Consider the following 22,816-nt stretch of genomic DNA (forward strand, 5'->3'; position numbering starts at 1 on the left):
CCGGTCACAGCACTAGCGGCCCCCTGGCGGCCCCGGCCCGGGGCGCGGCGGAGGGGCCGGCCGGACAATGGCGTCCGACCGGCCCCTTCGCCGTGTTCCGTACCGCTCTACGAGGCGTCAGGCGTCAGGCTCCGGTGACCTCGACCGCCGCCAGGTTCTTCTTGCCGCGGCGCAGCACCAGCCAGCGCCCGTGCAGCAGCTCCTCCTTGGCGGGGACCGCGTCCTCGGCCGTGACCTTCACGTTGTTCACGTAGGCCCCGCCCTCCTTCACGGTCCGGCGCCCGGCGGACTTGCTGGCGACCAGTCCGGTCTCCGCGAGCAGGTCCACGACCAGGCCCGGCTCGGCGACCCGCACGTGCGGCAGCTCGGACAGGGCCGCGGCCAGCGTGGCCTCGTCCAGCTCCGCCAGCTCGCCCTGGCCGAACAGCGCCTTCGACGCGGCGATCACGGCGGCGCACTGGTCGGCCCCGTGCACCAGGGTCGTCAGCTCCTCCGCCAGCGCCCGCTGGGCGGCGCGCGCCTGCGGCCGCTCGGCGGTCTGAGCCTCCAGCTCCTCCAGCTCCTCACGGCTCCGGAAGGAAAGGATCCGCATGTAGGTGGAGATGTCCCGGTCGTCCACGTTCAGCCAGAACTGGTAGAACGCGTACGGGGTGGTCATCTCCGGGTCGAGCCAGACGGCTCCGCTCTCGGACTTGCCGAACTTGGTGCCGTCCGCCTTGACCATCAGCGGGGTCGCCAGCGCGTGCACCACCGCGCCCGGCTCCAGACGGTGGATCAGGTCGAGACCGGCCGTCAGGTTGCCCCACTGGTCGGAGCCGCCCTGCTGGAGCACGCAGCCGTAGCGCCGGTACAGCTCCAGGAAGTCCATGCCCTGCAGGATCTGGTAGCTGAACTCGGTGTAGCTGATGCCCTGGTCGGATTCGAGCCGCTTCGCGACCGAGTCCTTCGTCAGCATCTTGTTGACGCGGAAGTGCTTGCCGATGTCCCGGAGGAACTCGATGGCGGACATGCCCGCCGTCCAGTCCAGGTTGTTCACCATGACCGCCGCGTTCTCGCCCTCGAAGGACAGGAACGGCTCGATCTGGGTGCGCAGCCGCGTCACCCAGTTCGCGATGGTCTCCGGGTCGTGCAGGGTCCGCTCCGCGGTCGGCCGCGGGTCACCGATCTGCCCGGTGGCCCCGCCGACCAGCGCCAGCGGCCGGTTGCCGGCCAGCTGGAGCCGGCGCACGGTGAGCACCTGGACCAGGTGTCCCACGTGCAGCGAGGCGGCCGTCGGGTCGAAGCCGCAATAGAACGTGACCGGACCGTCCGCGAACGCCTTGCGCAGCGCTTCTTCGTCGGTGGACTGGGCGAACAGCCCGCGCCACTTCAGTTCGTCGACGATGTCCGTCACGGTCTCTCGACTCCTTCGGTGTCTGAAATTGCCAAGGTCAGTCTAGGTGGGTCAGACCCCCTTGCTGACCGAACTCATGTTGAAGTCCGGGATGCGCAGCGCGGGCATCGCGGCCCTGGTGAACCAGTCGCCCCACTCCCGCGGCAGGGTCTTCTCGGTCCGCCCCGCCTCGGTGGCCCGCGACAGCAGGTCCACCGGGGACTCGTTGAACCGGAAGTTGTTGACCTGGCCCATGACCTGCCCGTTCTCCACCAGGTACACGCCGTCCCGGGTCAGGCCCGTGAGCAGCAGGGTGGCCGGGTCGACCTCGCGGATGTACCAGAGGCAGGTCAGCAGCAGGCCGCGCCCACGGTGTCCCGTCGCCGCGACCATCTCCTCCAGCGACTTGTCGCCGCCCCCGTCCAGAATCAGGTTCCCGAAGGCGGGGGAGAGCGGCAGGCCGGTCAGCCCGGCGGTGTGCCGGGTCGTGGTCAGCCGGGCCAGCTCGCCGTCCCGGATCCACTCGGTCGCCGGCACCGGCAGGCCGTTGTCGAACACCGAGGCGTCGTCCCCGGAGCTGTGCGCCACCACGAACGGAGCCGACTCCAGACCCGGCGCGTTCGGGTCGCTGCGCAAGGTCAGCGGCAGCCCGGACAGCTTCTCGCCGAGCCGGGTGCCGCCGCCGGGCTTGGAGAACACCGTGCGGCCCTCCACTGCGTCCCGCGCCGCCGCCGACCACATCTGGTAGATCAGCAGGTCGGCCACGGCCGTCGGCGGCAGCAGCGTCTCGTACCGCCCGGCGGGCAGCTCGATGCGCCGCTCCGCCCAGCCCAGGCGGACGGCGAGCTCCGCGTCCAGCACGATGGGGTCCACGTCCTTGAAGTCCCGGGTGGCGCGGCCGGCCCAGGCCGAGCGCTGCATGTCGGGGCTCTTGGCGTTGAGCTCCAGGGTGCCCTTGGGCTGGTCGTGGCGCAGCCGCAGGCCCGTCGAGGTGCCCATGTACGTGGACACCAGCTCGTGGTTGGCGAAGCCGTACAGCTCCCGGCCGCCCGCGCGGGCCCGGGCGAAGGCCTCGCCGAGGGCCGGGGCGAAGTCCGAGAACACCGCCGAGGAGGTCTCGGCCGGGGCGTCGGTGAAGTCCGGCGAGGCCGGGGTCCCGGTCACCAGCGGCTGGGCGTCCTCGGCGGGACCGGCTCCGCGCGCGGCCGCCTCGGCGGCCCGTACCAGCGGCTCCAGGTCCTCGGCGGTGACGGCGGAGCGCGAGACGACCCCCGAGGCCGTCCCCTCCTGGCCGTCGACCGTCGCGATGACGGTCAGGGTCCGGCCGCGGGTGACGCCGTTCGTCGTCAGGGCGTTGCCCGCCCAGCGCAGATTGGCGCTCGACTCCTCGTCGGCGATGACGACGCAGCCGTCCGCGGTGGACAGCTCCAGCGCCCGCTCGACGATCTCGTGGGGCTTCGTGTGGATCATCGGCATCAGCGTCCGGCCTCCTGCGTGGTGTTCAAGATGTTCACGTCGCGGAACAGCGCGGACGGGCAGCCGTGCGAGACCGAGGCCACCTGGCCCGGCTGGGCCTTTCCGCAGTTGAAGGCGCCGCCCAGGACGTAGGTCTGCGGTCCGCCGACCTTCTCCATGGAGCCCCAGAATTCGGTGGTCGTGGCCTGGTACGCGACATCGCGCAGCTGCCCGGCCAGCCGGCCGTTCTCGATCCGGAAGAACCGCTGACCGGTGAACTGGAAGTTGTACCGCTGCATGTCGATCGACCAGGAGCGGTCGCCGACCACGTAGATCCCGCGCTCCACCCCGCCGATCAGGTCCTCGGTGGACAGGCCTCCCGGATCCGGCTGGAGCGACACGTTCGCCATGCGCTGCACGGGCACGTGCCCCGGGGAGTCGGCGTAGGCGCAGCCGTTGGAGCGCCCGAGGCCGGTCAGCTTCGCGATCCGCCGGTCCAGCTGGTAGCCGACCAGCGTGCCGTCCTTGACCAGGTCCCAGCTCTGGGTCTCGACGCCCTCGTCGTCGAAGCCGATCGTGGCCAGCCCGTGCTCGGCGGTGCGGTCACCCGTCACGTTCATGATCGGGGAGCCGTACCTGAGCTTGCCCAGCTGGTCGAAGGTGGCGAAGGACGTCCCCGCGTACGCCGCCTCGTAGCCCAGCGCCCGGTCCAGCTCGGTGGCGTGGCCGATGGACTCGTGGATGGTCAGCCACAGGTTGGAGGGGTCCACCACCAGGTCGTAGCGCCCCGCCTCCACGCCCGGCGCCCGCATCTTCTCGCCGAGCAGGTCGGGGATCTGCTCCAGCTCGGAGTTCCAGTCCCAGCCGGTGCCGGTCAGGTACTCCCAGCCGCGCCCGGCGGGCGGGGCGATGGTGCGCATCGAGTCGAACTCGCCAGTGATCTCGTTCACGGCGACCGCCGTGAGCTGCGGGTGGACCCGCACCCGCTGCTGCGTGGTCGAGGTGCCCGCGGTGTCGGCGTAGAACTTGTTCTCGTGCACGGCGAGCAGCGAGGCGTCCACGTGCGCGACCGCGTCGGCCGCCAGCAGCCGCGAGCTCCAGTCGGCGAGCAGCGCCGCCTTCTCCGTGTCCGGGACCTCGAAGGGGTTCACGTCGTAGGCGGAGATCCAGGTGCGGTCCGCGTGCACCGGCTCCTCGGCCAGCTCCACCCTCTCGTCGGAGCCGGCCGCCTTGATCACCTGGGCGGACAGCTTCGCCATGGCCACGGCCTGAGAGGCGACCCGGGCGGCGGCGTCCATGGTCAGGTCCACACCGGAGGCGAACCCCCAGCTGCCCCCGTGCACGACCCTGACCGCGTACCCGAGGTCGGTGGTGTCGGACCCGCCCGAGGGCTTGGCGTCGCGCAGCCGCCAGGAGGCGCTGCGGATCCGCTCCAGCCGGAAATCGGCATGGTCGGCGCCCAGTGCGCGCGCCCGGGCGAGCGCTGCGTCGGCGAGCGCCCGCAAGGGAAGCGCGGTGAAGGCCGCGTCGATGGAATGGGGCACGGAAGTCCTCCCGGGGTCGGGGCCGGTCGCCCCGATCATGTCGCGCTCGGGGCTCGTGTGCCTACATCTTTCTGTAGGGACTCGACAGAGCCGGTCGCAAGGCCCTGTCGGAGGTCGATTCTCCGTACGAGGGATGCGGCCTATAGGTTTTCGGTATTCAGACCGCTAGCGAAAGGGTGATCCGTTGAGCCGCTCGGTTCTCGTCACCGGAGGTAACCGGGGCATCGGCCTCGCCATCGCCCGAGCCTTCGCGGAGGCCGGCGACAAGGTCGCGATCACGTACCGGTCGGGTGAGCCGCCTGCGGAGCTCACGGCGCTCGGCGTCCTGGCGGTCCGCTGCGACATCACGGAATCCGAGCAGGTGGAGCAGGCCTACAAGCAGATCGAGGACGCGCACGGCGCGGTCGAGGTGCTGGTGGCCAATGCCGGCATCACCAAGGACACGCTGCTGATGCGCATGTCCGAGGAGGACTTCACCTCGGTCGTCGACACCAACCTCACCGGCACCTTCCGGGTGGTCAAGCGCGCGAACCGCGGCATGCTCCGCGCCAAGAAGGGCCGCGTCGTCCTGATCTCCTCGGTCGTCGGCCTGCTGGGCTCGGCGGGCCAGGCCAACTACGCCGCCTCCAAGGCCGCGCTGGTCGGTTTCGCCCGCTCCCTCGCCCGCGAGCTGGGCTCCCGCAACATCACGTTCAATGTGGTCGCCCCCGGCTTCGTCGACACGGACATGACTAAGGTGCTCACCGACGAGCAGCGCGCGGGCATCGTGGGCCAGGTGCCGCTCGGCCGTTACGCGCAGCCCGAGGAGATCGCGGCAGCCGTGAGCTTCCTGGCGTCCGACGACGCCGCGTACATCACAGGAGCCGTCATTCCCGTTGACGGCGGATTGGGCATGGGTCACTGATCACCATGAGCGGAATTCTCGAGGGCAAGCGCATCCTCATCACCGGTGTGCTGATGGAGTCGTCCATCGCGTTCCACACCGCCAAGCTGGCCCAGGAGCAGGGCGCCGAGATCATCCTTACGGCGTGGCCGCGGCCGTCGCTGACCGAGCGCATCGCCAAGAAGCTGCCCAAGCCGGTCAAGGTGATCGAGCTCGACGTGACCAACCAGGAGCACCTGGACCGCCTGGAGGGCCTCGTCCGCGACGAGCTCGGCGGCCTCGACGGGGTCGTGCACTCCATCGGCTTCGCCCCGCAGGACGCCCTCGGCGGCAACTTCCTCAACACCCCGTTCGAGTCGGTCGCCACCGCCATGCACGTCTCGGCCTTCTCGCTGAAGTCGCTGGCCATGGCCTGCAAGCCGCTGTTCCCGCACGAGGGCGCGGCCATCGTCGGCCTCACCTTCGACGCGCAGTTCGCCTGGCCGCAGTACGACTGGATGGGCCCGGCCAAGGCCGCCCTGGAGGCCACCAGCCGCTACCTCGCCCGTGACCTGGGCAAGGAGAACATCCGCTGCAACCTGGTCTCCGCCGGTCCGCTCGGCTCGATGGCCGCGAAGTCCATCCCGGGCTTCTCGGAGCTGGCGGACGTCTGGAACTCCCGCTCCATGCTGGAGTGGGACATGAGCGACCCGGAGCCGACGGGCAAGGGCGTCGTGGCCCTGCTGTCCGACTGGTTCCCGAAGACCACCGGCGAGATCGTCCACGTGGACGGCGGCCTGCACGCCATGGGTGCCTGACGGCCCCTCGCGTCCGTACGGCGGCGGCCGCGCTTCCCTGTCGGGAGGCGCGGCCGCCGCCGTTTTCGCGCCTCCGCAAGCAACCGCGGCGCCGCGTTCGATCGCATGTTCAGCGGCCGACCGGATCTTCCCGAGTCGAAAACCGGGACAGATGCCTGCAAACTGGCCGAGTCGGGATCTTCCCGGCTCCTGCGGGGAGGAGGTACGGGAGTGCGCGCCAGGCCGAGCCGAGCGGTATCGCTGCTGGTCACCTCTGTGATCCTGACGGGGCTCATGGTTCCGGGTGCGGCCGCGCAGCCCGCGGGCGACGAATCGGCGCCCGGCCCCGAGGCGGGGGCCCCGGTCGTCGTCGACCTCGCCGAGATCCCCGTCGAGCCCCCCGTACAGCCCGCGCGGCCCGCCCCGCGGGAGCTCTTCGGGGCGGACTGCGACACCGAGATCAGCGGCTCGCAGGTGACGGCGTACTGCCACAACGGCTACCCGGAGACCGACCTCGTACGGCTCCACGTCGAATGCGACCGCTGGTGGGACGTGGACGGCGACGGCGCCGCCGTGGCCGTCGGCCCGGCCGGGCGCATCGAGCTCACCAGCCGCTGCTGGAAGGAGGTCCGCTCGGCCTGGGTCAGCCACGAGCGCCCGTGAGCGGCTCCCGGGGGGTGTCCCGGCCGAGGCAGGCGAACGGATAGCCCGCCGCCTCCGACGAGGCCGCGTCCCCGTCACCCCGCCGGATCGCCTCGATCAGCCGGGCGTGGTCGAGGTGGGCGGCCGGATCCAGTTCCGGGCCGACGTCCGTCCGCAGCCAGTCCGCCACCAGATCGCCGAGGTCCGCGTACAGCTCGATGAGCACGTCGTTGTGCGAGGCCGTCACCACGGCCATGTGCAGGCTCACGTCCGCCGCCACGAACAGCTCCGCGTCCCCGCTCGCCCAGGCCTCCTCGCGCCGCGCCAGCAGCGCGTCCAGCTGTACGAGGTCCCGCTCGGTCCGCCGCTCCGCCGCGAGGCGGGCCGCCGAGGACTCCAGCGTCGAGCGCAGCTCCGCGATGTGCCGCGGCTCGGCCCCCGCGAAGCGGCGGTGCATCACCCCGGCCAGCTCGCTGGTGGCGATGACGTACGTGCCCGAGCCCTGGCGGATGTCGAGCAGGCCGTTGTGCGCCAGCGCCCGTACGGCCTCGCGCACGGTGTTGCGGGCGACGCCGAGCAGCTCCACCAGCTCCGGCTCGGTGGGGATGCGGGCGCCGACCGGCCACTCGCCGGAGGTGATCTGGTTCCGCAGCTGGGCGATCACCTGATCGACGAGTGCGGAGCGCCGGGGCGAGGTCAGCGGCATGGGTTTCCTTGGTTCCTCTCAAGGGCGACTGGACAACCAATCATCCCATGATTCTATGATGGTTGAATGCGCGACGAAGAAATCCAGACCCTCAACCGGCTCGCCGAGTCCCACAAGGCCCCCCGGCAGGCCCCTGACCAGTCCTGTGACCAGTCCTCTGAGCGCGTCTCCACCGCCCCCGCGCACCAGCCGGCCGCCACGGCCCAGCCGGCCTGGCTCGGTCCGGTGCTCATCGTCGGCATCGTGCTCGCCGCCCTCAACCTGCGGCCCGCCATCACCAGCCTCGGCGCCCTCTTCGAGGAGACCCGCACGGGCCTCGGCATGAGCGGCACCGTCGCCGGACTGATCACCTCCGTCCCCGCCCTCTGCTTCGCCGTCTTCGGCGTCACCGCGCCCAGGCTCTCCCGCTGCTTCGGCCCCCCCGCCGTCGTCTGCGCCGGTATGGCCGCCGTCGCCGCGGGCCTGCTGATCCGCCCCTTCACGCACAACGCGGCCGGATTCCTCGCCGCCAGCGCCCTGTCCCTGGCCGGCATAGCCCTGACCAACGTGCTGCTCCCGGTGATCATCAAGCGCTACTTCCCGGACCGTGTCGGCACCATGACCGGCCTGTACTCCATGGCGCTGGCCGCCGGCACCTCGCTCGCCGCCGCCGCGACCGTCCCGCTGACCGGCGCCCTCGGCGGCAGCTGGCGCACGGGCCTGCTGATCTGGGCCGTCCTCGCGCTGGTCGCCGTACTGCCCTGGCTGCCCATCGCCGCCGCGAGCCGCCGCGAGAAGGCCGCCGCGCCCGCCGCCGTACGCGAGGCCGCCGGCCCGTCCGTCGTCCGCAGCCGCACCGCCTGGGCCCTGGCCTGCTACTTCGGCCTCCAGGCCACCGGCGCGTACGTCACCATGGGCTGGCTCCCGCAGATCTTCCGCGACGCCGGGGTCTCCGCCTCCACGGCCGGGGTGCTGCTCGCCGTCACCATGGTCATGGGCGTCCCGCTCGCCTTCGTCATCCCCGGCCTCGCCGGCTGGATGAAGAACCAGGGCGCCATCGCCGTCACCCTCGGCCTCTTCGGCTTCGCCGGCTACCTCGGGCTCTACCTGGCCCCCGCCGACGGCGCCTGGGCCTGGGCGCTCATGCTCGGCGTCTCCAACTGCGCCTTCCCGCTCGTCATCACCCTCATCGGGCTGCGCGCCAAGTCCCCGGCCGGCGTCGTCAAGCTCTCCGCCTTCGCCCAGAGCACCGGCTACCTCATCTCCATCCCCGGTCCCCTCCTCATCGGTACCCTCTACCAGCACAGCGGCGGCTGGAACCTGCCGCTCGCCCTGATGGCGGGGCTGCTCGTCCCGCAGATCGGCCTGGGCATCCTGGCCGGCCGGGACCGCACGATCGAGGACGAATGCGGCATGCGAGACTGATCGGCATGTCGCCCGTACTTGAACCGAACCCGCAGAACGGCCACAAGAAGCTCGGCCTCGTGCTCGGCGCGATGCTCCTCGTGAGCGTGATCATCGCCGTGATCGCGACGATCGCCTCCCCGTGACGCCGACGGCCCCCCGGGCCGGACAGGACCGGGTAGCCGGCCTGGGCAGGACCGGGGGTAGGGCTACCCCCACCACCCCCTAGGGGGCCAGGCTCAGGGTCAACTGGGGTGCGCCCCGGATGGGAACCGCCTCCTCGGATCCATAGATTCGAAGACAGCGAGCCAGCCCACCCGCACACCCACGGAGGCGGCCATGTCGGCCCCCACGCACACCCGGTCCCTCCCGTCCCGCCACGGCGCCGGCCCCGCCGCCCGGGCGGGCGCCGCCGACGCCCGCCTGCCCTGGTGGGCCCTGGCCCTCCCCGCCCTCGCCTTCGGCCTCCTCCTGCTGCTGCTCGCCGGGTCCGGCGAGGCCCACGCGGCGTCCGGCGAAGCCTCCGGGCTGCTCCAGGTCAGCCGGCAGATCCTGCGCGCCATCGGCTGAGAGCCCGCGTGCGCCGGGGTGCGTCACACCGGCGGGTGGGGCCTCCCAACACCCTGCGCCCCGTGGCCCGTTTCATGCGAAGCTGGGAGCCATGAGCGCCGATACACCCCGCAGGATCGCCCTCCTCCGGCACGCCAAGGCCGACTGGCCGCAGGTGCCCGACCTCGACCGCCCGCTGGCGGAACGCGGCCGCGCGGAGGCGGCGGCCGTCGGTCTGAAGCTGGCCGAAACCGGCATCGCCTTCGACCTGGCCCTCTGCTCCACCGCCGCCCGCACGCGCGAGACATGGAAGCTCGCCGTCCACGAGCTGCCGCACCGGCCGAAGACCTCGTACGAGGAGCGGCTCTACGACGCCTCGCTGGGCGAGCTCATCGCCCTGCTGAACGAGACCTCCGACGAGGTCGACGACCTCCTCGTCATCGGCCACAACCCCGGGATGCACGCCCTGGCCGACGCCCTGGCCGGGCGCGCCGAGGGAGACGCCCTGGCGCGGATGACCCGTACCGGCTTCCCGACCGCGGCCCTCGCCGTCGTCTCCTTCACCGGCTCGTGGAAGTCCCTGGAGCACGGCGTGGGCACGCTGCTCGACTTCTGGACCCCGAAGGAGCACTGACCGGGGGAGGGCCCCGGCTGCCGGGGCCCTCCCCCGGCGTGTGAACGGATCAGGCGAGGTCAGCGGCCTCGATCTCCTCGCGGGTGATCCCGAGCAGGTACAGCACCGCGTCCAGGAAGGGCACGTTCACCGCCGTGTGCGCGGCCTCGCGGACCACGGGCTTGGCGTTGAAGGCCACGCCCAGGCCGGCCGCGTTCAGCATGTCCAGATCGTTGGCACCGTCGCCGATGGCCACCGTCTGGGACAGCGGTACGTCGGCCTCCGCGGCGAAGCGGCGCAGCAGCCGGGCCTTGCCCGCCCGGTCCACGATCTCGCCGGTGACCCGGCCGGTCAGCTTCCCGTCGACGATCTCCAGGGTGTTGGCGGAGGCGAAGTCGAGCCCCAGCCGCTCGCGGAGATCGTCCGTCACCTGGGTGAAACCGCCGGAGACCACGCCCACCTGGTAGCCGAGCCGCTTGAGCGTGCGGATCAGGGTCCGGGCGCCCGGGGTCAGCTGGACCTCGGCGCGCACCTTGTCCACGACGGATGCGTCCAGGCCGGCCAGCAGCGCCACGCGGGCGTGCAGCGACTGCTCGAAGTCCAGCTCGCCGCGCATCGCACGCTCGGTGACCTCGGCGACCTCGGCCTCGCAGCCGGCGTGCGCGGCGAAGAGCTCGATGACCTCGTCCTGGATCAGGGTCGAGTCCACGTCCATGACGACCAGGCGCTGGGCCCGGCGGTGCAGCCCGGCCGAGACCACGGCCACGTCGACGCCGATGTGTGAGGCGGCCGTGGCCAGCGCGGTGCGCAGCGGCTCGGTCTCGACGCCGGAGACGGCGAATTCGACCGCCGTCACCGGGTACTTGGCGAGGCGGAAGATACGGTCGATGTTGCCGCCGGTCGCGGTGATCCGGGCGGCGATGGCGGCCGTGGACTCGGCGGTGAGGGGGTGCCCGAGCACGGTGACGTGGGAGCGGCCGCTACCGCGCGGCCGGTTGTCACCGGTACCGGAGAGGATCTCGGCCTGGAGCTTCAGCGACTCGGCCCAGCTGTGGACGGTGGCCCGCAGCTCGCCCTCGGAGCCGCCGGCGGGCTTGGTGACGAGGGCGCACAGGACGATGCGGCCACGGGTGACGACCTGCTCGATGTCGACGACGTCGACGGAGTAGGCGGCGAGGGTGTCGAACAGCCCGGCGGTGATCCCGGGACGGTCCTTGCCGAAGATCTTGACGAGGAGGGTGGGGACGTCGGAGGTCTGCGATGCGCTCATGGTGCTCTCACCGTATCTTCCCCACCCCCGCACCAGGACCCCCGTCCCATGTGTTGAACGCGCCGCCCTCTCCGCCAGGGGCCGCGTCGCCCTCTCCGCCCGGGGTCGCGCCGCCCTCTCCGCCCGGGGTCGCGTCGCCCTCTCCGCCCGGGGTCGCGCCGCCCTCTCCGCCCGGGGTCGCGTCGCCCCCTCCGCCCGGGGTCTGCCCTCGCCGTCTCCGCACCGCTGCCCGGGCCTCCGTCCGCCACTGCCCGTGCGGGGACCGGCTCCGCGCAGCGGCACCGCCCGGGCCCGGGTGCCGACGGCCCCCGGTCCCCACCGCGTACGGCCTGCCCGCACGCGCGGGCCCGCCGCTGACGCACCCCCCAGTTCCACCGCGTCCCATGAATACGACGCATGCGCGTTCCCCGATGAAGCGTCGACCCGAGCCGGCCGCGCGAGAAGTCCCGTATCTCACCCTCCGGGTGACTTTCGACCCCGTCAACAGGCAGTCGCAGACGCCTCGGCAAGGCCCGGATTCCACATACGGCTGTGGGCCTGAAATAGTTCCCCCGGATGTTCGCCATCCCTAGACTCCCTGACGTCATGGGGGATTCTCGGGGGACTTAAGTGGGGCTGGAGTGCCGGAACTCGTACTGGAATTGAACGGAAGGACCTGGACGCTCGATCCGTCCAGGTCGTACTCACTGGGGCGTGACCCCCAGGGAGATGTGGTGATCGATGACGCCCGGGTGTCGTGGCGACACGCCACCATCCGCTGGAACGGCCGTGGTTGGGGCATCGAGGACCACGGCAGCACCAACGGCACCTACGTGCACGGGGCTCGGGTCCAGCAGGCCGAGCTCGTGCCCGGCACGCCGGTCCACCTGGGCAACGCCACCGACGGCCCGCGGCTGAACCCCGTCGCCGCCGCGGCGCCCCAGCCGGCCGTGGCCCAGCATGCGCAGCAGGCACCGGCCCAGGCATACGCGCAGCCGCAGCCCCACCCGCAGCAGGCGGCGGCCCCGGCCTACCAGGCCCCGCAGCAGCAGCCCCAGCAGCAGGCCTGGGAACAGCAGCAGCCGCAGCACGCTCAGCAGCCGCACTTCCCGCACCAGCAGGGCGGCGGCCCCGCCGCCTCCGGCCCGGCGCAGGGAGTCGCCCCGGGCTACGGCGGCGACCGCAGCCCGACGACGTTCCACCAGCTCTCGCTGGGCCACGTCATGCGGATCGGCCGTGCGCTGGAGAACGAGCTGGTCGTCTCCGACCTCCAGGTCTCCCGCCACCACGCCGAGTTCCGCTCGATGCCCGGCGGCCGCTTCGAGATCCACGACCTCGGCAGCCACAACGGCACCTATGTCAACGGCCAGCCGCTGCCCAAGTCCGGCACCGCGCTGCTCGGCCCGAACGACATCGTCGGCGTCGGCCACTCGACGTTCCGCATCGTCGGCGACCGCCTCGAGGAGTTCGTCGACACCGGCGAGGTCTCCTTCTCGGCCCGCCACCTGACGGTCACCGTCGACGGCGGCAAGCAGATCCTCAAGGACGTCACCTTCGGCGTCCCGGAGAAGTCGCTGATCGGAGTGATCGGCCCCTCCGGTTCCGGAAAGTCGACCCTGCTCAAGGCCCTGACCGGCTACCGGCCCGCCAACCAGGGCGACGTCCTCTACGACAACCGCAACCTGTACAAGCAGTTCGCGGAGCTCCGCCAGCGCATCGGCCTGGTCCCGCAGGACGACATCCTGCACAAGGAGCTGAAGGTCAGCACCGCGCTCAAGTACGCGGCCAAGCTCCGCTTCCCCGGCGACACCGCCGAGTCCGAGCGCGAGGCTCGGATCAACGAGGTGCTGCGCGAGCTCAAGCTCGACATCCACAAGGACAAGAAGATCACCTCGCTCTCGGGTGGTCAGCGCAAGCGCGTGTCCGTCGCCCTGGAGCTGCTCACCAAGCCGTCGCTGATCTTCCTGGACGAGCCGACCTCCGGCCTCGACCCGGGCATGGACCGCGACGTCATGCAGCTGCTGCGCGGCCTCGCCGACGACGGCCGCACGGTCCTCGTGGTCACCCACTCGGTTGCCGAGCTGGCCATCTGCGACAAGCTGCTGGTCATGGCGCCGGGCGGTTCGGTCGCGTACTTCGGGCCGCCGGACGAGGCGCTGAACTTCTTCGGCTACACCACGTGGGCGGACGTCTTCTCGGCCTTCGAGAACTACCGCGACTACGACTGGGCCGGCCGCTGGAAGGGCTCGCAGCACTACCAGCTCTACGCCGCCGACATCGACGCGATCGCCCCGCAGTCCGTCGCGCTGCCCCCGGCCCAGCAGATGCGCCCGCCGAAGCCGCAGGGCTGGGGCTCCCAGCTCTTCACGCTGATCCGGCGCTACGTCTCCGTGATCGCCTCCGACCGGGGCTTCCTCGGCCTGATGCTGATCCTGCCCGCGGTCCTGGGCGTGGTCTCCACGGTGATCCCCGCCACCTTCGGCCTCGCGCCGCCGACGCCGCCGTCCCACTTCAACGGCGACGCGGGCACGATCATGCTGATCCTCTGCGTCGGCATGTGCTTCTCGGGCGCGGCGAACTCGGTCCGAGAGCTGATCAAGGAACGGGTCATCTACGAGCGCGAGCGCGCGACCGGCCTGTCCCGGTCGGCGTACCTCATGTCGAAGGTGATCGTCCTCGGCATCATCACGGCCATCCAGGGCGTGATCATCTGCGCCATCGGCTTCACCCCGCGCGACCTGCCCACCGAGGGCCTGCTCATGCCGCCGGCCGTCGAGCTCTGCGTGTCGGTCACCGCGCTCGGCTTCACCTCGATGATGTTCGGCCTGGTCATCTCCTCGCTGGTGAAGACCGCCGAGAAGACCATGCCGCTGCTGGTCATGTTCGCGATCGTCCAGGTCGTCTTCACCGGCATCCTCTTCCAGGTCTACGACTCCCCGGGCCTGGAGCAGTTCGCCTGGCTGATGCCGTCCCGCTGGGCGGTCGCCGCCGCCGGCACCACGCTGAACCTCGGCAAGCTCATGCCGCCGTGGGACCGCGACAACCCGACCAACACCGACCCGCTCTGGGACGCCACGGTCGGCCAGTGGAGCCTGGACATCATCATCCTGCTGCTCCTCGGCATCGCCTGCGGCTTCGCGGTCCAGCGCCTGCTGCGCCGCCACGAGCCCGAGGTCATGCGGGCCGGCAAGTAACACCCCGTACGGTCACCCGTACACACGCTCACGCGAAACGCCTCAGGGCGGCGCCCGGACTACCGGGGGCCGCCCTGAGGCGCATGGGGGGACGGAGGGGTCGGCAGGGCCTAGTAGGCGCTGTTGACGTTGTCCATGGAGCCGTAGCGGTCGGCCGCGTAGTTGCAGGCGGCGACGATGTTCGCGACCGGGTCGTACTGGTCGAACTTGGTGCCCTTGACGTGGTACGTCTTGAAGGTCGGCAGGATGACCTGGAGCAGACCCTTGCTGGGGATGCCGTTCTGGGCGTTGATGTCCCAGTTGTTGATCGCCATCGGGTTGCCGCTGGACTCGCGCATGATGTTGCGGTGGATACCGGCGTAGGTGCCCGGGATGCCCTCGCGCTTCATGATGAAGAGCGCTTCCTTGATCCAGCCGTCCAGGTTGTTCGCGAAGACCGGGGTGCGGGCGGCGGAACGGCTCGCGGCCGCCTTCGCCTCGCGGTCCTTCTTCGCGGCGGCCTCGGCCTTGGCCTTGGCCTTGGCGGCGTCCTTCGCGGCCTTGTCGGCGACGACCTGCTGCACGGAGAGGTGCTGCTGCACGGCCTTCGTCTGCGCGCCGTCGACGACCTTGGTCCAGGCGACGGGGGCGATGGCGACGCTCTCGGACTCGGCGGCGTCGGCCGGGACGAGGGAGAAGGCGAGCGCGGCGGCACTGAACGTGGCGACGCCGGCAATGGACAGCTTGTGTGCCTTCGTCAGACGACTGTGACCGGGAGTGCTGGAAGCAGACATGGCGGGGCAACCTCTTCGAATAGCGGGGGCCGCAGGAACGCGCCGCCGAGATCCGGGGATCAGGCGGCGCTGTGCGACGAGTGCAATTCTTAGCGGTGGCAAAAAGTTGTGGCAAAGGTGTGACGTACGATCCCGCTTAGTGGATCACGGGCGGCCGCCGAGGCCGGATTTCCGGCCTCGGCGCTACGCGCACCCGTGCTGACAGGACCTTTATCGGCCTACTAAGGTCCTTCGTAAGTGATGTGCGTCCTATGTGCGGGCTCACATCGGGCACGTAACGGTCTCACCGTCAGTTGCTGCTGCAATGCGTTGAGTGACGACTCCCATCCCTGAGCAGCAGATGGACGTCCCCGAACTCGTGCCAAAGGCAGAGACGGGCCACCGCCTCCGCGTACCCGAGCCGTACGGCCGCCCGCCCGGCGACCGCCTCCAGCATCAGCAGATGGGACGCCTCCGGCTCGTGCAGACCGGTCAGCAGCCCGTCCACCACCCGCACCCCGCGCTCCGGCGTCACCACCAGATCCGTCCAGCCCCCGGCCGCCCGCACCACCCCGGCCCCGTCCGCGGCCGACTCCAGCGCCCGCACCGCCGTCGTCCCCACCGCGATCACCCTCCCGCCCGTCACCCGGCCGCCACCCCTCACCGAGGCGTTGCGCGCCGCCCCTCCCTGTCGCGCGGCCCGGGCGGCGTTCACCAGCCACGCCGTCGTCGCGGGCACCTCGTACCGCTCCGGATACGGCGGCTCGTGCGCCTCCTTTGAGGCCACCCCCGTATGCAGGGTCAGCGGCGCGAACTGCACCCCCCCGGCTCACCAGCCGCGCCACCAGCTCCGCGGTGAAGGGCCGTGCGGCGCTCGGCATCTCCGCCGACCCCGCCCCGTCGGCGGCCGGCACCGCGAACACCGTCTGGTAGGCCGACAGCGGCTGGTCCCGCTCCGTGTACGCGTACCGGATCGGCCGCCCGTACGCCCCGAGCAGCGCCGGCACGCCCGCCGCCTCCAGCGGGGGCGTGGGCCGCGCCCACCACAGCCGGTCCGCCCCCGCCGCCAGCGGCTCCTCCAGTACGAGACCGCGCCCGCCCGGCAGTCCTACGAGGGCCCCCGCGGGCCCCCCGTCCCGCGGCCGGGTCGTCCCGCGGCCGGCCGGGTCCCGCAGCTCCACCGCCCAGCGCCCGTCGTCCCCCCGGGTCGAGAAGTGCACGACCACGTCCTCCCGGCCCAGCCGGGCGTCCACGGCGGCCGCCAGGGTCGCCGAGGTGTTGACCACCAGCACGTCCCCCGCCCGCAGCAGCCCCGGCAGCTCCCGGAAGGCGTGCAGCGACACCTCCTCGGCGCCCCGCGAGACCAGCAGCCGCACCGAGTCCCGCCCCAGCCCCGGACCGCGCTGCTCGGCGGGCACCCCGGCCAGAAGGCCCGGCGGAATGTCCGGTATATACAGCCCCTTCTCCGGCATCACCGGCCGCGCGCTCACCGCACGCCCCCTGAGCCCGCCGCGCCGCCGGTGCCGGCCGTGCTGCCGGTCGGGCTGCCCGCAGTGCCGCCGACCGCGCCCGCCGTGCTGCCGAGCGCGCTGCCCGCAGTGCCGCCGACCGCGCCCGCCGTGCTGCCGAGCGCGCTGCCCGCAGTGCCGCCGACCGCGCCCGCAGTGTCGCCGGGCGGGCCGGCCGCCGCGCCGCTCACCGTGCCCCCCGCCGTGCCGCCCGCCTCGCCGTCGGGCGCCGCGAGCGGCCCCCCACCATCAGAGCCGACCCGGCCGCCTTCGCCGGCCGCTCCGCCGCCCCCCAGCCCCTCCGCCGTGTACCGCCCGTTCGGCAGCCGCTCCGCCACCAGCCGCAGCAGCGCGGGGGCCACCTCCTCCGGCGCCGGCAGCCCCGCCAGGTCCTCCCCCGGCTCGGCCGCCGCCATCATCCGCGTCCGCATCGAACCGGGATCCGCCCACCACACGCGCAGCCCCGGCTCCTCCACCGCCAGGACCGCCGACATCAGATCCCCCGCCGCCTTCGTCGCCCCGTACGCCCCCCACGTCGCGTACGCGACCACCGCCGCGTCCGAGCTGATGTTCAGCACGGCCCCCGCCTCCGAGGCCCGCAGCAGCGCCAGCCCCTCCTGGACCAGCCCCAGCGGCCCCACCACATTGACCTCGAACGCCTCGCGCAGCCCCGCGAGGTCGTGGACCGCCAACGGAACCAGCGGCTCCGCTCCCAGCACCCCCGCGTTGTTCACCAGGAGGTCCAGCCCGCCCAGCCCCCGCGCCGCCACCACCAGCGCCGCCCGGTGCGCCCCCGAGGAGACGTCCCCCGCCACCGCCGCGACCCGCACCCCCGCCGCCTCGGCCAGCACGGCCGCCGCCTCCTCCAGCGCCGGCGCGCCCCGCGCACTCAGCACCAGGTCCCAGCCGCGCGCCGCCAGCTCCCCGGCCAGCGCCCGGCCCAGCCCCCGCGAGGCCCCCGTCACCAACGCCACCGACATGACCGCACCCCTTGCCTTCCGTCCCCAACAGCAGATGCCCCCACGCTAGGAACCCGGCCCCCACCGCCGCGTCGGCCGCGAGCCCTACCCCGGGAGGTCCCTTCGACCTACGCCCACGGCCCGATCCCGCAGGTCAGAGCCGCGGGTACGGTGAGGCCATGACCGGTATCCCCATGTCCGGCGGACCCTGCAGCGGCCTGGCCGCCGTGAGCACCGCCCTGCTCGCCATGAGCCGACGCCTGGAGGTCGGCGACGTCCTGCGCACGATCGTCGTGTCGGCCCGCGAGCTCTTGGACGCCGAGTACGCGGCCCTGGGCGTCCCCGACGACCACGGCGGCTTCGCCCAGTTCGTCGTGGACGGCGTCAGCGCGGAGCAGTGGCGGGCCATCGGCCCCCTGCCCCGCCAGCACGGCATCCTCGCCGCGATGCTCGACCAGGACGGCCCCCAGCGGCTGGCCGACGTACGGCAGGACCCGCGCTTCGAGGGCTGGCCGTCCGCCCACCCGGAGATGTCCGACTTCCTCGGCCTGCCCGTCCGGGACGGGGAGGAGACCCTCGGGGCCCTCTTCCTCGCCAACAAGAAGAGCGCCCCAGGCGGCAAGCACGGCTTCACGGACGAGGACGAGGAACTCCTCTCCCTCCTCGCCCAGCACGCGGCCATCGCCCTCACCAACGCCCGCCTCTACGAGCGCAGCCGCGAGCTCACCATCGCCGAGGAGCGCTCCCGGCTCGCCCACGAGCTGCACGACGCCGTCAGCCAGAAGCTCTTCTCGCTCCGCCTCACCGCCCAGGCCGCCGCCGCCTCGTGGACCGCGACCCGGCCCGCGCCAAGGGCGAGCTCCAGCAGGTGGCCGCCCTGGCCGCCGAGGCCGCCGACGAACTGCGCGCCGCCGTGACCGAACTGCGCCCGGCCGCCCTGGACGAGGACGGACTGGTCGCCACGCTCCGGACACACGTCCACGTACTCGACCGCGCGCACACCGCGCACGTCACCTTCACCTGTGACGGCGTACGGGCCCTCCCGGCGGCCCAGGAGGAAGCCCTCCTGCGCGTGGCCCAAGAGGCCCTCCACAACACCCTGCGCCACTCGGACGCCGACCGCGTCGAGGTCACGCTGGCCCGGGCCGGAAGCGGGGGAGCGGTCCTCAAGGTCACCGACTCCGGCAAGGGCTTCGACCCCAAGTCGGTCCGCCGCGCGGGCCGCCACCTGGGCCTGGTCTCGATGCGGGACCGCGCGAGCGGTGCCGGCGGCCGGCTCACCGTGCACTCGGAGCCCGGCAAGGGCACCACGATCGAGATGGAGGTCCCCGGTGGCTGACAACGGCGCCGACCGCATCCGCGTCCTGCTGGTCGACGACCACCAGGTGGTCCGCCGGGGGCTGCGCACCTTCCTGGAGGTCCAGGACGACATCGAAGTGGTCGGAGAGGCCTCCGACGGGGAGGAGGGCATCGCCCGCGCCGAGGAACTGGGACCCGACGTGATCCTCATGGACATCAAGATGCCGGGCACCGACGGTATCGAAGCCCTGCGCAGGCTCCGCGAGCGGGCGAACCCGGCCCGCGTCCTGATCGTCACCAGCTTCACGGAACAGCGGACGGTGGTCCCCGCCCTGCGGGCCGGCGCGGCGGGATACGTCTACAAGGACATCGACCCCGACGCCCTGGCCGGCGCCATCCGCTCCGTCCACGCCGGCCATGTCCTCCTCCAGCCGGAGGTGGCGTCGGCCCTGCTCGCCCAGGAAGAGCAGGGCCCGTCGGCCGGCCGCGGTGGCTCGCTGACCGACCGCGAGCGCGAGGTCCTCGGCCTGATCGCGGACTGGCCGGTCCAACCGGGAGATCGCCCGGGCCCTGGTCCTGTCGGAGAAGACGGTCAAGACCCACGTCTCGAACATCCTGATGAAGCTGGACGTCTCGGACCGGACGCAGGCGGCGTTGTGGGCGGTCAGGCACGGAATCACGGACTGAACGGAGTGTCTCGTTCCGACCTGGAATTCATACGGTCGGGTGTATGTCGCCCACATGGCGTATCCCGTTCATCGGATGACCGTTCTTGATGACGTGCCGCGACGGCTGGTCGCGGCAGACGTACTGGAGGACGAGAACGTGAAGAACTTCAAGAAGGCCGCAGCCGTCACCATGATCGCGGGCGGCCTCATCGCCGCCGGCGCCGGTGTCTCCTCGGCGCACGGCGGTGCGTCGGCGGAGGGCGAGGCCCTGAACTCGCCCGGCGTGGCCTCCGGGAACCTGATCCAGGCTCCCGTGCAGGTCCCGGTCAACGCGGTCGGCAACACCGTCACCGTGATCGGCCTGCTGAACGGCGCCTGGGCCAACACGGGCGTCAACGCCTAACGCCCCCTCGCGCTGCTGGGCGGCCGCCGGCCCCGCGCCGCACGCCCCGCACCCTGGCCCTGTGCCAGACGGCCCGCACCCCGGCCCCGCGCCGCAGGCCCCGCGCCGCAGGCCCCGCACCCCGGCCCTGTGCCGCAGGCCCCGCACCCCGGTTTTGTGCCGCACGCCCCGCACCCCGGCCCTGTGCCACAACGGCCCGCGCCGGGGCAGCCCGCACTCCTCGGCCCCGCTTCCCCCCTCTCCCCGGGAAGCGGGGCCGATCCGTTTCTTTGACGCCGGCAGGCCCATTCAGCCTCGCCCTGTATAGCCCCGCCGGCGTTTGAGGCGCGGGGGCCTGGGGGCGGAGCCCCCAGCACAGGACCCGACCGGCACAATCAGCCCGGTCGGCACTTGAGGCGTAGGGGTCCGAGGCGGAGCCCCGGCAGGCCGACCGCGCCACCCCGTACCCCGCCGACCGGGCCGGAGGCCGGCGGCTAGCCCGGCTCCACCGCCGCGTTGTACGCCGCCACCAGCGCCCGCCGAGCCACCCGCTCCACCGGCCGCAGCGCCTCGGCCCGCGCAGCCATCTCCGACGCCGCCACCGCCCCGCCGGGCCCGTTCTCGTATGCCAGCGACACCAGCAGGTCCACCCGCTGCGCCAAAGCCAGCACCCGCACCGCCCGCGGCGGGTACCCCGGCGCCAGGACCTCCCGCCCCGCCTCCGCCCGCGCCCGGTACGCCGACAGCGCCGCCTCCGCCACCGGCCCCGACCCCGCCACGTCCAGCCGGGTCAGCACCACGGTCGCCTCGCGCAGCGCCTCCGCCAGCTCCCGCTCCGCCTCGCCGAGCGAGGGCACGTCCGCCGGCGGGGCCTCCCGTACCGGCAGGCAGTGCCAGGTCACCGACACGTGCACGTCCCCGGCCGGCCCGGCCTCGTACACCTCCGGCACCAGCCCCACCGCCGCGCCCACCGCGATCACCGCCTCCTCGGCGTCGAGCGCCCGCGCGTTGAACTCCGGCGGCCCGCTCAACCCCAGCGGATGCCCCGGCGCCGGCAGCGCCACGCGCAGTCCGGTCACCCCCAGCGCCCGCAGGCGCCTCAGCGCCAGCGTGAGCCCCACCGGCCCCGCCTCCCCGGGCAGGCCCTCCATCCGGTGCACGGCGTCCTCGCCCACGATCGACAACACGGCCTCGTCGGGCGAGACCAGACCGGCCAGCAGCGCGTTCCCCCAGGCGGCCAGCCGCCCTGAACGTGGTTCGAAAAGCATCCCCCAACTCTACGGACCCCCTCCGTGACCCGGCCCCGGCCCCGGACCGCTCCCCGAGTGGCGTAGGTTTTCCCTCGGGGCTGCGCCTGCCGGCGCACACAGAACCGTGACTGCAAGGGGTGACAACACGCTCATGAGCGATGTTCTGGAGCTGGTGGACGTATCCGTGGTCCGCGAGGGCCGGGCTCTGGTGGACCAGGTCTCCTGGTCGGTGAAGGAGGGGGAGCGCTGGGTGATCCTCGGCCCCAACGGCGCCGGCAAGACCACGCTGCTGAACCTCGCCTCCAGCTACCTCTTCCCCACCACGGGCGACGCCACCATCCTCGGCAGCACCCTCGGCAAGCCCGGCAGCGACGTCTTCGAGCTGCGCCCGCGCATCGGCGTCGCCGGCATCGCGATGGCCGACAAGCTGCCCAAGCGGCAGACCGTCCTCCAGACCGTGCTCACCGCCGCCTACGGCATGACCGCGACCTGGCAGGAGGAGTACGAGGACGTCGACGAGCAGCGCGCCCGCGCGTTCCTCGACCGCCTCGGCATGTCCGACTACCTCGACCGCAAGTTCGGCACCCTCTCCGAGGGCGAGCGCAAGCGCACCCTGATCGCCCGCGCCCTGATGACCGACCCCGAGCTGCTGCTCCTCGACGAGCCCGCCGCCGGCCTGGACCTCGGCGGCCGCGAGGACCTCGTACGCCGCCTCGGGCGCCTGGCCCGCGACCCGCTCGCCCCCTCCATGGTCATGGTCACCCACCACGTCGAGGAGATCGCCCCCGGCTTCACCCACGTCCTGATGATCCGCCAGGGCAAGGTGGTCACCGCAGGCCCCATCGAACTCGAACTGACCTCCCGCAACCTCTCCCTCTGCTTCGGCCTCCCGCTCGTCGTCGAGCGCAACGACCACGACCGCTGGACCGCGCAGGGCCTCCCGCTCCGCTAGTGCGGTGACCGGCAAGGTTCACCAGGGCGCGACGTCCGGCACGGCACCTCGCCGTGTTGTCGGACCGCGCAAGTACGTCCCGTACGAGCCGCGGTCCTCCGCCTTGCGATGCACCGCACCGAACGCCGCGCCCCGGCAAACCCTTCCGGCCACAGCACTAGCTAGTACGCAACAGACCGTCGCACCCTGTCCCGACCGCGCCCACCCGACCTACCATGACCACGTGGACATCGACGCATGGGTGTGGTGGCTCATCGGCGCGGTCGGACTGGGCATCCCCCTCGTCCTGACCGCCATGCCGGAGTTCGGCATGTTCGCCATCGGCGCGGTGGCGGCCGCAGTCACGGCGGCGCTCGGCGGGGGAGTGGTCGCCCAGATCCTGGTCTTCGTGATCGTGTCGGTCGCGCTCATCGCGGTCGTCCGGCCGATCGCCAACCGGCACCGCGACCAGCATCCCCAACACCGCAGCGGAATCGACGCCTTGCGGGGCAGGAGCGCCGTCGTCCTCGAACGCGTCGACGGCAGCGGCGGCCGCATCAAGCTCGCCGGCGAGATCTGGTCCGCGCGCACCCTCGACGCGGACAGCAGCTTCGAACCCGGCCAGTCCGTCGACGTCGTCGAGATCGACGGCGCCACCGCCGTCGTCATGTGACAAGCAGCCTGCTCGCGGGCCCCCGGTC

The 22,816-nt window shown here is 72.4% G+C and carries 18 protein-coding genes and 4 pseudogenes; 13 read left to right on the top strand and 9 right to left on the bottom strand.

The features are described 5' to 3' along the window. Positions 1-124 precede the first annotated feature (124 nt). From tyrS to J7E94_RS01510, 3 genes are read right to left on the bottom strand one after another with little or no spacing between them, the layout of a single operon-like run. Positions 125-1,393 (bottom strand): tyrosine--tRNA ligase, encoded by a 1,269-nt coding sequence (tyrS, locus tag J7E94_RS01500; protein ID WP_215011585.1) that lies wholly within the window; start codon positions 1,391-1,393, stop codon positions 125-127. A 51-nt stretch (positions 1,394-1,444) separates the two neighbouring features. After that, a complete protein-coding gene (locus tag J7E94_RS01505) occupies positions 1,445-2,842 on the bottom strand; it encodes a metallopeptidase TldD-related protein (protein ID WP_251055956.1) in 1,398 nt (465 codons plus the stop codon). 5 nt (positions 2,843-2,847) lie between these two features. Further along, a complete protein-coding gene (locus J7E94_RS01510; protein WP_215011588.1) occupies positions 2,848-4,371 on the bottom strand; it encodes a TldD/PmbA family protein in 1,524 nt (507 codons plus the stop codon). A 184-nt stretch (positions 4,372-4,555) separates the two neighbouring features. On the opposite strand from J7E94_RS01510, the gene fabG reads away from it, so the two are divergent. The 3 genes from fabG to J7E94_RS01525 all read left to right on the top strand — a co-directional run bounded on the left by fabG (position 4,556) and on the right by J7E94_RS01525 (position 6,693). Next, on the top strand, positions 4,556-5,275 hold the full coding sequence (fabG, locus tag J7E94_RS01515; RefSeq protein WP_215011590.1) for a 3-oxoacyl-[acyl-carrier-protein] reductase: 720 nt from the start codon (positions 4,556-4,558) through the stop codon (positions 5,273-5,275). A gap of 5 nt (positions 5,276-5,280) precedes the next feature. Further along, positions 5,281-6,051, top strand: a complete 771-nt coding sequence (gene fabI / locus J7E94_RS01520) for an enoyl-ACP reductase FabI (protein ID WP_215011592.1) — start codon at positions 5,281-5,283, stop codon at positions 6,049-6,051. Between the two features lie 210 nt (positions 6,052-6,261). Further along, positions 6,262-6,693: a hypothetical protein gene (locus tag J7E94_RS01525; protein ID WP_215011594.1), complete on the top strand. Its 432-nt coding sequence runs from the start codon at positions 6,262-6,264 to the stop codon at positions 6,691-6,693. Here J7E94_RS01525 and J7E94_RS01530 read toward each other — a convergent pair. Continuing rightward, positions 6,674-7,378, bottom strand: a complete 705-nt coding sequence (locus tag J7E94_RS01530) for a FadR/GntR family transcriptional regulator (RefSeq protein ID WP_215011597.1) — start codon at positions 7,376-7,378, stop codon at positions 6,674-6,676. The two genes, J7E94_RS01525 and J7E94_RS01530, sit on opposite strands and share 20 nt — an antisense overlap. 66 nt (positions 7,379-7,444) lie before the next feature. Between J7E94_RS01530 and J7E94_RS01535 the strand changes: the two genes are divergently transcribed. The 4 genes from J7E94_RS01535 to J7E94_RS01545 all read left to right on the top strand — a co-directional run bounded on the left by J7E94_RS01535 (position 7,445) and on the right by J7E94_RS01545 (position 9,944). Then, a complete protein-coding gene (locus tag J7E94_RS01535) occupies positions 7,445-8,782 on the top strand; it encodes an MFS transporter (protein WP_215011599.1) in 1,338 nt (445 codons plus the stop codon). A gap of 5 nt (positions 8,783-8,787) precedes the next feature. Then, complete coding sequence (locus J7E94_RS34085) at positions 8,788-8,907, top strand: SGM_5486 family transporter-associated protein (RefSeq protein WP_251055957.1); 120 nt, start codon at positions 8,788-8,790, stop codon at positions 8,905-8,907. A 193-nt stretch (positions 8,908-9,100) separates the two neighbouring features. Beyond that, the gene (locus J7E94_RS01540) at positions 9,101-9,331 is read left to right on the top strand and encodes a hypothetical protein (protein WP_215011601.1); all 231 of its coding nucleotides are present in this window, start codon (positions 9,101-9,103) and stop codon (positions 9,329-9,331) included. Between the two features lie 91 nt (positions 9,332-9,422). Then, positions 9,423-9,944, top strand: a complete 522-nt coding sequence (locus tag J7E94_RS01545) for a histidine phosphatase family protein (RefSeq protein WP_215011603.1) — start codon at positions 9,423-9,425, stop codon at positions 9,942-9,944. 49 nt (positions 9,945-9,993) lie between these two features. Here J7E94_RS01545 and serB read toward each other — a convergent pair whose 3' ends face one another. Next, the gene (serB, locus tag J7E94_RS01550) at positions 9,994-11,193 is read right to left on the bottom strand and encodes a phosphoserine phosphatase SerB (RefSeq protein ID WP_215011605.1); all 1,200 of its coding nucleotides are present in this window, start codon (positions 11,191-11,193) and stop codon (positions 9,994-9,996) included. A 620-nt stretch (positions 11,194-11,813) separates the two neighbouring features. Here serB and J7E94_RS01555 point away from each other — a divergent pair. Then, entirely contained in the window at positions 11,814-14,366 is a 2,553-nt protein-coding gene (locus tag J7E94_RS01555) for an FHA domain-containing protein (protein ID WP_215011607.1), read from the top strand. A 110-nt stretch (positions 14,367-14,476) separates the two neighbouring features. On the opposite strand, the gene J7E94_RS01560 is transcribed toward J7E94_RS01555, so the two are convergent. From J7E94_RS01560 to J7E94_RS01570, 3 genes and pseudogenes are all read right to left on the bottom strand, one after another. After that, a complete protein-coding gene (locus J7E94_RS01560; RefSeq protein WP_215011609.1) occupies positions 14,477-15,139 on the bottom strand; it encodes a transglycosylase SLT domain-containing protein in 663 nt (220 codons plus the stop codon). Between the two features lie 289 nt (positions 15,140-15,428). Beyond that, a pseudogene (locus J7E94_RS01565) lies at positions 15,429-16,590 on the bottom strand (S-adenosylmethionine:tRNA ribosyltransferase-isomerase). A 320-nt stretch (positions 16,591-16,910) separates the two neighbouring features. Continuing rightward, a pseudogene (locus J7E94_RS01570) lies at positions 16,911-17,606 on the bottom strand (SDR family NAD(P)-dependent oxidoreductase); the annotation flags it as partial. Positions 17,607-17,779: 173 nt separating this feature from the next. On the opposite strand from J7E94_RS01570, the pseudogene J7E94_RS01575 reads away from it, so the two are divergent. From J7E94_RS01575 to J7E94_RS01585, 3 genes and pseudogenes are all read left to right on the top strand, one after another. After that, positions 17,780-18,924 (top strand): annotated as a pseudogene (locus J7E94_RS01575) (GAF domain-containing sensor histidine kinase). Continuing rightward, positions 18,917-19,571 (top strand): annotated as a pseudogene (locus J7E94_RS01580) (response regulator). The pseudogenes J7E94_RS01575 and J7E94_RS01580 overlap by 8 nt, the downstream one beginning before the upstream one ends. A 138-nt stretch (positions 19,572-19,709) precedes the next feature. After that, complete coding sequence (locus J7E94_RS01585) at positions 19,710-19,955, top strand: chaplin (RefSeq protein WP_215011637.1); 246 nt, start codon at positions 19,710-19,712, stop codon at positions 19,953-19,955. Positions 19,956-20,428: 473 nt separating this feature from the next. On the opposite strand, the gene J7E94_RS01590 is transcribed toward J7E94_RS01585, so the two are convergent. Beyond that, a complete protein-coding gene (locus tag J7E94_RS01590) occupies positions 20,429-21,202 on the bottom strand; it encodes a hypothetical protein (RefSeq protein ID WP_215011613.1) in 774 nt (257 codons plus the stop codon). A gap of 133 nt (positions 21,203-21,335) precedes the next feature. On the opposite strand from J7E94_RS01590, the gene J7E94_RS01595 reads away from it, so the two are divergent. After that, on the top strand, positions 21,336-22,136 hold the full coding sequence (locus J7E94_RS01595) for an ABC transporter ATP-binding protein (protein WP_215011615.1): 801 nt from the start codon (positions 21,336-21,338) through the stop codon (positions 22,134-22,136). Between the two features lie 223 nt (positions 22,137-22,359). Then, positions 22,360-22,788: an NfeD family protein gene (locus J7E94_RS01600; RefSeq protein WP_215011617.1), complete on the top strand. Its 429-nt coding sequence runs from the start codon at positions 22,360-22,362 to the stop codon at positions 22,786-22,788. Positions 22,789-22,816 lie beyond the last annotated feature (28 nt).

It is taken from the genome of Streptomyces sp. ISL-94 (genome assembly GCF_018614075.1).
In the GTDB taxonomy this organism is placed as follows: domain Bacteria; phylum Actinomycetota; class Actinomycetes; order Streptomycetales; family Streptomycetaceae; genus Streptomyces.